This window comes from Verrucomicrobium sp. BvORR106 (genome assembly GCF_000739655.1).
GTDB lineage: Bacteria > Verrucomicrobiota > Verrucomicrobiia > Verrucomicrobiales > Verrucomicrobiaceae > Verrucomicrobium.
In genome coordinates this window covers 82,871-95,597 of the sequence record NZ_BATR01000096.1, presented here as the reverse complement: position 1 = coordinate 95,597, position 12,727 = coordinate 82,871, and the positions used below count along the sequence as shown (strand labels likewise).

Annotated in this window: 8 protein-coding genes; 2 read left to right on the top strand and 6 right to left on the bottom strand. The window is 60.0% G+C overall.

Going from position 1 to position 12,727, the window contains the following annotated elements:
• Positions 1-126: 126 nt before the first annotated feature.
• Positions 127-888 (bottom strand): hypothetical protein, encoded by a 762-nt coding sequence (locus BV106_RS16510; RefSeq protein WP_038166502.1) that lies wholly within the window; start codon positions 886-888, stop codon positions 127-129.
• On the bottom strand, positions 885-1,676 hold the full coding sequence (locus BV106_RS16505) for a hypothetical protein (protein ID WP_265595762.1): 792 nt from the start codon (positions 1,674-1,676) through the stop codon (positions 885-887). The genes BV106_RS16510 and BV106_RS16505 overlap by 4 nt, the downstream gene beginning before the upstream one ends.
• Before the next feature lie 190 nt (positions 1,677-1,866).
• Between BV106_RS16505 and BV106_RS16500 the strand changes: the two genes are divergently transcribed.
• Positions 1,867-3,048: a sialidase family protein gene (locus BV106_RS16500; RefSeq protein ID WP_265595761.1), complete on the top strand. Its 1,182-nt coding sequence runs from the start codon at positions 1,867-1,869 to the stop codon at positions 3,046-3,048.
• Positions 3,049-3,262: 214 nt separating this feature from the next.
• Here the strand turns inward: BV106_RS16500 and vccA are convergent, their stop codons facing one another.
• From vccA to BV106_RS16480, 4 genes are all read right to left on the bottom strand, one after another.
• Entirely contained in the window at positions 3,263-7,351 is a 4,089-nt protein-coding gene (gene vccA / locus BV106_RS16495) for a Verru_Chthon cassette protein A (RefSeq protein ID WP_038166497.1), read from the bottom strand.
• Between the two features lie 96 nt (positions 7,352-7,447).
• Entirely contained in the window at positions 7,448-8,149 is a 702-nt protein-coding gene (vccD, locus tag BV106_RS16490) for a Verru_Chthon cassette protein D (RefSeq protein WP_265595760.1), read from the bottom strand.
• A gap of 37 nt (positions 8,150-8,186) precedes the next feature.
• Positions 8,187-9,242 carry a Verru_Chthon cassette protein C gene (gene vccC, locus BV106_RS16485; protein WP_038166493.1) on the bottom strand — a complete coding sequence of 352 codons (1,056 nt, stop codon included), beginning with the start codon at positions 9,240-9,242 and terminating at the stop codon, positions 8,187-8,189.
• Positions 9,243-9,308: 66 nt separating this feature from the next.
• Positions 9,309-9,962 (bottom strand): hypothetical protein, encoded by a 654-nt coding sequence (locus BV106_RS16480; RefSeq protein WP_265595759.1) that lies wholly within the window; start codon positions 9,960-9,962, stop codon positions 9,309-9,311.
• Positions 9,963-10,463: 501 nt separating this feature from the next.
• Here BV106_RS16480 and BV106_RS16475 point away from each other — a divergent pair.
• Positions 10,464-12,590 (top strand): PEP-CTERM sorting domain-containing protein, encoded by a 2,127-nt coding sequence (locus BV106_RS16475; protein WP_265595758.1) that lies wholly within the window; start codon positions 10,464-10,466, stop codon positions 12,588-12,590.
• Positions 12,591-12,727 lie beyond the last annotated feature (137 nt).

Sequence of the window (12,727 nt, the reverse complement as noted above, 5' to 3'; positions counted from 1 at the left end):
ACCGGGCACGCGAGATTGGACGATAAAATGCCATCCACCTTCAACCAGAAAGTTCACTATATCTTCTGCGGTCAAGCGTCCGGATGGACGGTCTAATACGTACACGGGCGGCTGCTTGGGCACGGGTCAACGCCAGTGCTGATGGCTGGCCTCGTCTTCAGCTGCGGCCTCATCCGTCCATTTCAGCCAGTTGTCCCTGCTCCGCTGGAGTCCCGCAGCGTAAGTCGCCAAATCAGGCACTTCCTGCCCAATGGCCAATCCGGCCTCCTTGAGGGTGGTAGCCACAGCCAGCAGGTCCCCTCTCCCAAAGAATAGCGTGCGCACCCCGGGCCGGGCGAGGGTGTACCTCCGGCAAGTGAAGCACAGCTCCACGACCCCTACCGGCGAACCATAAGGATCATAGAACACCACTAGCTGCCGGGGAGAAAAGCACGCTGCGGGATCCAACTCCAGCCGACTGACCAACAGCGACTTCATGACACTGGTGGCTACAGCATTCCGAAGTCGCACCTGATGTGCCACACGGCTCACCAGATCACGGACGTTGAGTTCATCATTGGAGTTCCGGATCGAATAGTCCGACCGGGAACCCTTTTCCTCGACTGGATCATGCATCGAATAGGCCATCACGAAGTTTCCTGGAGCCAGCAACTCCTGGAGGAATATATCGGCCAAATCTTCGTGAGAAGCCGTCACAAAGCGCCCCGTGGACTGAGATCCGGGGCCAAAGACCGCTACGCAGGCATTGCGACCGCTTAGCTGGGACAGTGGTTTGGGCACGATGGGAATGCTTGCCACGATCAAGACCGCAGCCGCACCAGCCAATGAAACCAGCGGAGACCAGACGTTGCCAAAGCCGGTGGCGCTGCGCGGTTCGTTGAAATTCATCGCGCGCCCCCTCTATTCTCCTCTGCCTCGGGCGTTGCAGACGACTTCGCTTCAGCACGCTCACCGAGGATGAATTCCTCATAAGCTTTCAAGGTAAGCCCTTCATGTCCCAACGGAAGACCGAGTTTGTCAAAGAGGCGGGCGACCGTAAGGAGATCACCCGTTTGCGAAACGCCTTCTTGGAAAACTGGCACGACTCGAAAACTCTCGCAGGAAAAGCAGATCTCCAAGCCAGCCTTTACGCTGCCCAGGGAATCGTAGAAAAGGACGAGATGCCGCGGCGAGTAACAGTCTTTAAGGGTGAGCAGCTCTTGGCTGTCCAGTAGCGCGGCCACCAATGGAGCGATCTCCGGCCCAGGCACTCGCGCCTCTTTCACCTTGCGGCTGATCAGCGCGGCGACATCAACCATCACCGGTCCCGGACCGGAATGGTTCAGAATACGATAACCCAAGTTCCGGGTCGGCTCTACAGTCGGGGCCGTAGTGGGTGCTGGTGAGCTGGCACCATGCTCATTTGCCCATGCCCCGGCATCCCCACCGTCGAACGGATCCGCGCCTGGAACTTTGGGGCGCCTGTCTGCGTCCTCCGGATCGCGCAGATAGTAGGCCACCACGAAGTCACCAGGTTCAAAAGCGCGCTTGAGCCAGTCCATGCTGGAGAGACGGACCGGCGATGTGTCTCCGTCGTTTCCTCCACTCTTGGGTCTATCCTCAGCAGCGGCTGACTGCGTCCCCAAAAGAGGTGCAAGCGAGGTGCTGGCCAATGCAATGAGAGAGCGGCGCTTCATGTATCAGGGGGTATTTTTTTACAAACACACCACCGTAGCGAAACAACCCCAGTCCCGGAAGGTGAAAATATTACATAGAAGCACCATGCCGGCCCCTCTGATTCTGGACCGGCAGCCAAAATGTTACCATAACACCACTTACCCCGCCAACAGCTGCGCAAAACGTTCTCACGCTCCGTATCAGCCTCACATGAATCCTCAACCGCACTCTCACCCACTCCACAGCCTGGCGCGGCTGGCCCTGACCGCTGCTTTGTTTCCTCTTTCCCATCTGAGCCCCCTGCAGGCCAAGGACTGGACCGTCCAGGCTGCTGAGGACGCCAAGCAGGACCGCTCCTCCATCCCCTATGACGGGATCAAACCGAACTCCATGGTCTGTGACACCACGTTGCGGGAACTGCCGGACGGGTCCTGGATTCTCTTCATCCTGGCCGGCGGCGACACCGAGCCCTCCCCGCTCAACTACACCGGCGTGACCCGCAGCAAGGATCAAGGTAAAACTTGGACGCCGCTGGAGTCGTTTGACGTGGGCTTTCCCCGCGAAGGAAAGACCATCGGTCAAGGTCCGACAGAGCTAATGATTCGCGATGGACGGGCCACCCTCTATTTCTCCACCCACTCCAAGCACTGGGCGAATGACTGGCGTTCGTGGTTCTTGACCAGCGACGACTCCTTCAAGACCTGGAGCAAGCCTCAGGAGGTGCCCGGCCGCCTGAAAGAGCGCACTTTCATCCGCAATCACATCATCACCAAGGACGGCCGCATCCTCCTCCCCTTCCAGCACTACGTCGGGCCGGAGGCAGAGCAGGACAAAGCCCCGCTTGACCGCGCCTTCACGAATCCCCGCAACGGTGTGATCATGAGCAGCGATGGCGGCAAGACCTGGACCGAGCATGGCAACATCCGCCTGACCACAGATGACAAATACTTTGGCTGGGCGGAGAACAATCTGGCAGAACTGAGCGACGGACGCATCGCCATGATCATCCGTGGCGACAAACTGGGCGGAGTCCTCTACTACGCCGAATCCAAAGACGGGGGCCGGACCTGGCCGGAGTTCGCCGAAAAAACGGACGTCCCCAATCCCGGCAGCAAGGCCACGCTCTATCCCCTGGGCGGCGACACCGTCGCGATGGTGCACAATCCCAATCCCAAGCGCCGCACCCCGCTGGCCCTGTGGATCAGCTTTGACGGATTGAAGACCTGGCCCTACCAGCGCGTGCTGGTGCCTGAATCCAGCGATGGACCAAAGGGCAACATCAACTACCCGGACGGCTTCGTGAGCAAGGACAAGCAGTGGTTGCACTTTGCCTACGACGACAACCGTCACCGGGCTGTGCACTACAGCGCGAAGTTGCCGCCGCTGGAGTAGAATTTGGCTATGAGCCCGCGATTGGAGAGTCAGGTTAAGAGTCTGCTGCACCCAGTCGCCGGTTCACTGTGATCACGCCTAAGGATCCAAGGAGCGGCGATCTGGACTCCCCTCCAAAAGAGACACACGATCCACCACAACCAAAAAAGGCGTCACATCAGGTCTTGAGTCTTGAGTCTTAAAGTCTTCTGTCTCCCGCGAAGCGGGCCGAGCCTCACTTCGCGAAGTTCCGGAATTGCCGGACGCGCCAGGTATAGAGTCTATCCAGGGACTTGAGCGCGCCCGAATCAAGATCCGTGGTGAAGGTTCCTGCATTGAGCTTGGCCATGTAGTCATACTGGCTGGTGGAGAGCGCAGGATCACTGGGATCAATGGCGCGCTCCACCAGCGCGTCCCCTTGAGCTGCCCCCGTCACAACATCTTTGGCAGGATCAAAGGTGAGCGGATCACTCGTTCGGGCTTTCCTCAGGCTTTGAACCAGATAGTGCACGCGGAAGGTGTTTGACCGGGTGGTAAGGCGTGGATAGAGATTGGCATAGGGTCTTTCCAGCGTGTTGTCACCGGTGAGGCGGTGATTGTCCCAGTACTGCGTCATCTCCACCCGCAAGGCATTGGTGCTGGTGGCTGAGATGCCCTGCCCTTCGGGTACGAGGAATTGCTCACAGATCTCGCTGGCATTTTTGAAGAAGCCGCCGCTGTTGAACTTGAGGTCCCACTGGAGGAGCGTCTTGTCCACATCCAGATAGTGCCGCCAGCCAGTGTTGGCGGAAGCGCTGGCATAATCCTTGTAGGTGGCCCCGGCATCATTGGGGATGGCCAGCAGCCGTTCGCTCTTCAGCACTGCATGAAGGCCGGTGGCACGACGGATGTTCGTGAAGGGCACGATCCGGTAGTTCATGTTGATCTTCCCCGCGGTGGAGAAGGGCTCGCTGATGGCATAGGGCTGCAACACCGGCATCCAAAACCAGTCCAAGATTGTGTGATCCGGCGGCGCGTTCGGATCGCTGCCCGCCACAGACTGGCCTTTCTCCCCCACGTGCCCAGTGGGAGAGAGGTTCGGCCGGAAGAGGTAAGTGGTCCAAGGCAAACCAGTGACCACCCCTGAGGAGATGGAGCCAAACATGACGGCGGAGGGAATAAGCTGGTTGGGCGCACTGGTTTGATTGAGCTCCTCCGGACGCACTCCATCCCAAGGCCGGGAGGAAAAATAGGGCGGGATCGTGCCATCGGCGATCTTGGCCACGTCATCTGGCTTGTTCCAGTAGGCTCCATCAGGCGCGATACCGGTGCCGTTGTCCCAATCCCGTGTGTCACTGGGATCCAGGCTGTAGGGGTAGCTCGCAGGCCTCCCGGCAAAGTACAAAGGCGACGAAGGCAGCCGGGTGAAGTCGGGCTGGGTCTTTTCCGCATACGTGACGCCAGCGGCCAGACCACGGGCCGGCCGAGCATCCACCGGCTGGGCCACTGCTGAATTTGTGCTTCGCGGATCCCCTTGCTGCTGACGCTCCCACTCGCCGCCAGCTTTGGTGAAGGAATGGATCTGCAGCTTGTTCTGCGCTTCACCACCAGCCTCGCCCGGATTCCACTCCGGATGAGGCAGGAAGAGCTTGTGGGTCTCGTTGTGACTTTTCTCATTCTCCCGCATGGAAACCAGCCGATAGTCGCCGTGGCGAACCGTCCAGGTCCGGACGACATCGCCACGGTCAATGACTTCCGGCGCACGCGCACGATTGGCACTGGCGGCGGCGATGCGCTCCCGCCAGGTGGGCAGCAATGCCACCGGTGCCTTGGGCACAGGCACCACCATGCCCGTGGGGATGGTGATGTAGTGCCGGATCAACGCATGACTGGGACCGTAGTTCACATAGCCGCTGTAGAGCTGGAGAGCTGTGGCGGACTTCAGAGTGACGTGGGTGTCCGCGCTGGGTACGAGAAAATAACCCCGGCTGTAAAAACTGGCCTGCGTCTGGTTCGAAACAGTCTCGCCAAACTGCGGCAAGTAAAAATTCGCCTCGCCAATGGAGGTGATGTTCGTGACATAGGCGCCGGTGGTGCCGATGCCCGCCTTGGTGGGGGCATCCACATACAGGCTACGTCCGCCGGACCCGCCCCAGCCGATCCACCAGTCGACCCCCTTCGACACCTTGGCCGCAGCACCCGGCATGGCCATGCCGGTGAGGTAGCAAAGGTGAGGCACGCTGTGATTCCATCTCCCCCAAGTGTTGAAGGCCGTTTGCGTGTAGGTAGGCTGCGGGCCCGTGACGTCTCCACCGGCGGCACGGCCAGCAGTCCCAGACTGGCTGGTCACCATGCGCAGGGTGTCCAGTCCCACCACGCGAATCCCTGCGGACGGGGCGATCATGGAATATCCCTGGCTGGGGCAGAAGCCCTCAAATGCCGTGCCAATCTGGATGGCCTTGTATCCCGCAGGCACCTTCAGCTGCGTGCAGAGTGTTTCATTGTACTTGGGCCCCGAGCTGGGGTTCTCTGCCGCGAGACTCAGCACGAGACCAAACTCGGAAAGTGTGTAGATGCGGTTCAGCGCATTGGCCCGAATCTGGGAATCTTCGTTGAGATGATCCACCACGGGCGCAGGCAAAGCAGTGTAGGCCACATTGATGATTTGCCCGTGCGTCTCGGTTCCAGGAAAGGACGTTGACCCCCAAACCCCCTGATCATATGGCTGCACCTTTGTGCCAGTGGTGGAGAGCGTGGTGTCGTGTATGTTGGTCTGGCGGACGTACTCCAGCATCGAGATCAGGCCGGCGGCCATGTTGGCCTGACCATACTTGTCCTTGAGCGAGCCGGTGTAGCCCTGCTTGGTCAGGGTGCTGAGGGCAATGAGATAGCGTGACAAATCAGCGTTGCCACGCAGATTCTCCAAGTTGGCCCCTGTGCTGTTGGAAGATCCGTACTCTGTGAGCGCACTGTTGGGATTGAGGTAGCGCCGGTAGTAGTAAGGCTTGCCGCCGAGGGTGGCGGCGAACATGCCGAGACGGTCAAACGAAGTGTACCGGCTCGAGCTCGTGTCAGGATCCCAGCTGGTGGGCCACAGGGAGATTCGTGGTGTGCCCGCAGCAGTGGTCTCCGGCGCACGACTCTCAGCAGTGAGGAAAAAACGCAAACGGGCGAGTCTGGAGGGATCTGCAGCCAGGAGCGGCTGCATGGTCCTCTGGGCGGGTGGACTGGCTCCAGGAGCCTGTAGAATAAACTCGTCAATGCTCGCGTAGAGGCGGTCCTTGTCAAACGCAACCGGACTGGCGCTCCCCCCAAGAATGCCGGTGGCAGATGCACCCACTCCCGTACCACTGCGGTAGTTCACCCGCGGCGCCATGTCATAGATCTGCTGCAGCCGCGCACTCCCCTGCCCCACACCGGGGACCAGGCGCTCATGGGGAAAGAATACGCTGCTCAGGCTGGTGGATGCGGGGTGCCCGCCAAAACGCTGTACCTCGTTGCGAACCGGCGTCTGTGAAGCATAGGCCACGTCCTCCGGAGTGGCGGCACGAGGCGTGTCCCAGTGGATGCCCTCACTGGCGGTGTTGACATTCACCTTGCTCGTCTCGTCATCCGTCCAGAAGGCAATGCGGCCAATAATGGGATTGTCCACACTGGGTGTGGTGCCGCTTCCCTGATCCAGGAAGGGAACAAACTCTTTCGTTGCCGGATCCAGCACCCCATAAGTGCCATTGGCCAGCTGATAGATCCACCGCACCGGCATGGGAACCCGCTGATCCTCCGGGAATGTGCCGGGCAGATGCACCCCATCCACGGCGGATCCGCCCACAGCCAGGCTCGCGGTGTAACGAAACCCCTCCGGGGTGGTTGCTCCGGGTGGCGGCACGGCACCATTGCTCTCCATGGCGCGTGGGTCGAGCACAGGAAACGCCAGCTCACCGGTATCTCGTATCGCTGGCTCATTGAGGTCGGCGTAGACTTCCGGCAGACTCTGCCAGGAGGGAGGGACGTCTGTCTCCAGATTGAGCGCGGCCGCCGTGAGCCCTGATGCGGAGGTCACCATCTCCCCTGCGCTGTAGAGCTTGTAGATGCGTGAGGGAGCCCCGGAATTGGAGGCATAAGTACGCACGGCGCCAGGCTGCGAGATCCAGACCGCATTGCTCTCTGTGGTCCCCTGGCGGAGCTGGCCGATGGCCAGGTTCACCGCCATGTCCCGCAGGCTCCCCACGTCCTGCGCGGCGGCCTGCTGGGTGGAGGATTGATACTGCACTGTCGAGAGACCAAAGAACATCACCACTACAATGGTAATGAGGGCGATGATGAAGAGGACCGGAAGGAGGGTCATTCCTGATGGACGGGGGGTCATCGGCAGCAGGTGTGAGGGGGGTTTTTGCAATGGCGGGGTTCGAGTGGTTGGTCTGTAGGAAATGACAGGCCGTCCCTAGCGACGGTAAATGCGGGCACGCGCCGTGCGGGTGTCGATCTGGATCGTGGCAAAGTCGGCCGGCAAATCATTTGCCGAATCGCTCACATCCCTTTCACGCACCAGGGTCAACGTCCACGACTGGCTGGCGGGCAGGGCACAACGCCCGTCCGGCAGAAAGACAAACTCTTGATATTTCCTTGATCCTCCATCTGGCCCCGTCACCGTGCCGCTGGCCACTGCGGAATGATCCCCCAGCAGGGTGGAGTAGGCATCTGAAGGATGAAACACAAAGCCAGAAGGCAGGCGCTCAGGCGGCGAGACGGCTTTGAATTCAGGCTCATAGCTGCCGGGCACAGGACGCTGGTAGCCGCTGGCGGAAGGGTCTGTGACAGCCTCCACCATCCCGATCTGGATGCCTCGCCAGGAGAGCACCCCCAGATCATCCCGCTCCTCAGTGAGGCGAACCATGACGGGGCGATTCTTCGTCATCGCGGTCTGTCTGGCCGTATCCAGTTGGGTCTTCACGTTCTGGATGGCCTGACGGAAGTTCATGGAGTTCACCACCCCCTGAGAGACACCTGCAGTGAGGGAGAGCATGAGCGCCATGATGGTGACCACGAGCAGCAGCTCGATGAGGGTGAATGCGGCCGACCGGCGCGCAGAACACCGCCTCCTGTCAAGCCTCAAGCCAGCCCTGGCGGTCAGATCGGAGTTCATGATTTTTTGGAGAAGAGGATTGGGAAAACCACGAAGCTCACGGGAGGTCATTCCACCGCGCATTGCGCAGCCGGATGGTCGTGGAGAAGGTGCGGAAACGAAGGTTCCGCTCCGTGAGGGCGCTTTCGAACTGCTGAAGATCGGCATCGAATTTCGTCGCATCATGAAAGGCTCCAGTCGAAAGGAGCTCGGGCATGTCACTGCCGCTGGCCTCAGCCAGCTTTTGAGCGGAGGGCTCATCAAGGGCAACAAGAGTCACGCGCAACAGGGGCGGAAGCTGATGGCGGGTTCGTTGCATCAAGGCGCTGCTCGTGGCGGCATGTTGATAGGCTCGCGTGTCATAAAAGTAATCTGGCGCCACGTCCGTCTCTTTTTCCGTAGTGCCAGTCTCCGGCACCGGGCTCAGCGGACTGATGACGAGCGCCACCACATTCTCTGCCAGGGTGTGGGATTGTCCGGCGGCAGCTGCCATACGGAACCAGGAGTAAAGTCCCGCAGCATTGGTCTGGACGTTCAGTCCGGCGGCATAGGTCCGCAAGGCTTCAGCAGGCACCTGCAGTTCCTTGAGCCGGAAGCGATGGCGGCGCGGCGATGTGGAGCCAGCATTCAGAAAGGCCGCTCTCTGCCCATCGTCATCGCCAAACTCCACATAATATCCCCAGCTGTTCAACAGCGTTCCCAACTCGCTCCAGGCGGGATTGTCCGTAAGACCAAAGGTCCCGTGGAAAAAGATGGCATGTCCTGGATGAGGACCCGTGGGCAGCAGAGCATTGGGACCGCTCGCCGCGGGGCCACTCACGAAATGCAGGTCAGACTCCAGATCATATCGGGTGGGCACGGCACTCGTGTCCGGCGGAGAGCCTGGGTACTGGAAATCATAGTAGGGATTCAGCTCACAGGTGGAAAGCCGCCGGGTGATGCTGTCAAAGGCGGCCTGTGACTCCTGAAACTGACCAAAACGGGCTTCCCCAATGCGCAACTGATTGAGCACGGCGCCCACCATCTCGCCCATGGCAACGAGGACGATGGAGAAGATGGCCAGACTGGTGAGAAGCTCCACCAGGCTGAATCCCCGTGCGGGCAGGCGGTGCATATGGGGACAGAGAGGGGGCTGCGGGCCCCGGGAGGTGAGATTCGGGGGCATCATGTGGGGTGGAGGTCAGGCGTCCTTGCCGGTATTGATGATGAGCCCGTGCCCCACCCTCACGGAGGCTGGAGTAGGTTTCCCCTGCTCCAGCGCAGTGAGCGCCTCCGTTAGCAGGCGCTCCCCGTGGCGGACACCGGCGGGTGAGATGAGTGTGGTCACCTTGCGCTGCATCCCATTGCTCACAGGAGCATTGCCGGTGGTGAGAGTGAGTCCAGGCGGCGCGATGTGCACCTTGGCCACAAAGGCAACTTCCGTGCTGTTCTCCCCATCCTTCACGAGATGGCCTTGATCGTTGAAGTAGAGGGTGTCTCTCCCCCAGTTGTCCAGATCCTTCCACCGGGCCTGCTGCATCTCACCCAAAAGGTGGTTGGTAATGCGGGAGCCGATGGTGTTGACGCCGGCCTTGAGGCTCGTCTCCATGCCCATGGTCAGCATGCCTACGAGAGGCAGCATCACAGAGACCACGAGCCCCACGGTGACGACCATCTCCACCAGAGTGGAACCGGCAGCACGGTTTCTCCGCAGTCCAGCAAAGGGGCGGAACCCCGCACCAGACGCAACAGGGGTGGCGGACTCAGTGACCTTCATGATGAAGGGTGGCGACGGGGCGGCTACCGGCTCAAGGCCTGGCGCAGCACAGCGGGATTCGTGGATCTTCAGTTTCATATGAGGGTGAAGTTTGAAACCGCGTTCCATCATAGCTGGACGCGTGCCGAAATGAATAATATTTACCTATCCAATCTGGACCCAGAATGATGCAAATGTGACGTCAGGCACCCAGATGCCATGCATTCCACACAGCATTTTCAGCTCATTTTCAGCCACCATCCGGCCAAATCATGGGCCAAAACAGGTTCCCACCCATAACACACAGCTCCATCCCGCCCACCACACGCAAACGGTGCTCAGGAGCCACCAGAAACCTGTTTTTATCCCACAAGGCCCTGTTTTTCCGTCAACTAATAACCATCTCCTGTTGCGCACGATCCCCCTGCGGCGGGCGTCGGAGCATCCCTGCCCTGTCCCGCACATCCTATAAACGCACTTAATGGTATGAAAATGATCTGACAAAAGTCCACAATTTGGCCCCCAGTCACGGCGCCCATCACTGGCCCGGGGCACGCATCCAGCTTACAGACAACAGCATCATCAACCCGGAAAAATAACATGATGCCTAGAACCCACTCCCGCCGGCTCATAGCTTTTCTTCAGCGCAAGGTTTCAAACCTGTCGATTGCGCAACTGCTTCTCAACACCCTCAGTTTTTCCGTGGCGGTGGGTTTCACGCACGACCAGTCCGTCTGGCAGGGCACGGTCAATGACTCATGGGCCACGGCGGGAAACTGGTCAGGCGGCCCACCGAGCACGACGTCCGGCAACCCGTCAGGCATCAGCATGGGAGGCTTCGACCGCAACGGAGACATACTGACGCTGGATGGCACCTACTACATCAACAGCCTCATTGTTTCGGGCGCGGACTACGGGGTCACAGATAAACAACTGGCGGCTGCGGGAACGGCGGGGTCCAAACTGGTGTTTCAAGCAACTGCAGGCGGAACGAACCCGGTTCTCACGCTGAACATGCTGGGCACTGGCACGGTGACAGATCACCGCAGTTTGACCCTGGGGGCAGACCTGGTGCTGGAGGACAACCTCACGCTCACCCGCGTCGGAGGGGGTTCCACCAGCACGTTCCGCCGGGTGACGCTGGATGGCTTGATCAGCGGAGACGGAGACCTGACCGTTACCAGCAACACCACTTCCAGCGGCGGCCGCATCCTTTTCAACCGGCACAACACGTTCACAGGCGATGTCTACATCATAGCGGGTTACGTAGCCCAAGCCTATGCAGACAGCCTCGGCGTCGGAAACAAGACTCTGTACTTTGCCGACACGGGAGCGGTGACATGGGACCTGACGGCCAGCACGATCAGCGCCGCCAACGGAGGCACCACCATCAGCTACAACATCGCCCTGTCCGCTCTCAGCGGAGCACGGGCCCTGCTCCTGCACGGCGGCACCGCGCAGCGGCAGTTGCGGTTCACTGGCAATCTGACAGGAGGCTCTGCAGTTCCTACCGTCGTATCACTCTGGCTGATTGCTCAGACCAACCAGCAGATGATCTTTGAAGGGGCAGACATGTCCTTTGGTGGGAAAGTGACCGCACGCTACGGATCTGAGATCGTGCTCGCCGCAGCCAACTCCAGCGGAGTGGCCTGGGAAAATGTCTCAGAAATCTCCTGGAGTGAGACGCTGCTGGCAGGCACGCACCAGTCAGGCTTCCTCCTGCGGGGTGACTTCACCTTCAATGGCGATGTGTCAGTGATGAACACCGTGTCCGACTACACTGACAAGTTGAGCGTGGGCCAGATCAATCACAACGGCAATGCGTATGACGCCACCTTCACCGGAGACATCCGGATCCTGGAGAGCGATTACCGCTCCGTTAACTTGGTTTCAGAAAGCGGAGGCAGCGTAACATTTCAAGGTAGCATCGCGATCGCGGGCGAGCAGGGCATGGATGTGAATCAACTGGTCAATCCCACCACCAGCGGAGGCACCATCAAGTACTACGAAGCAGCCCCCACAGGCACGGTGATCCTGGATGGCACCTCACACGTGGCCTCCACCACCACCGGCACCGGTTCCATCGGGGTGGCTGAAGTCCTGCGAGGGACACTGCTGGTTAATACATCGAACTTCTACGGCAACGTGGATGTGTACGCGGGGGCCCGGGCAGGTGGCACAGGCAGGATCACAGGGGACGTCTTTCTGTATGGCGGCGCCCCAGGTGCTGAACTCTCCGCGGGCGGAGGCGCAGCTTCCCCTGTGGGAGCCCTGGAAGTGGCGGGCACGGTGTATGTGAATGCCGGGGCCAAACTGGTGTTTGACGTGGCCGGTGCCACCTTCAACGTGGGCGGCACAGCCGTGGAGGCCATCCCCACGCAGTTTGCCGCGCAGCTGGAACAAGTGGGCAATCACGACCATCTGGAGATCACTGGCGCCTTGAACCTGTCTGTCGCACAGAGCCTGCAATTCAACCCACTCAACGGCTACTTGCCCACCTGGGGCGACGCCTTCCACCTGCTGGATTTTGGCGTCCTAAACGCCGGCGTGCTGACGGCTGAACAGATGTGGCTCCTGCCAACGCTGGCCGATGCAAACTGGGAATGGAACTTTGACCTCTTCAACCAATACGGCATCCTCGTGGTGACTCCCGAGCCAACGCGTGGGCTGCTGCTTTTGGTGGCAGCCCTGGGATTGATTCTGCGCCGGAATCGGAGGCAGCGCTGATTTCAACTAGGCGGGACAGCAGGCATCAGAACGCTGTATTCTGGACGACTCTCTCTACCTGGATATGCTTGATGCATCAAAATGGCATCAATCCGACCGCGAAGCGTTCGCCGGAAGGCTGCCCCCCCCAGCGCGGC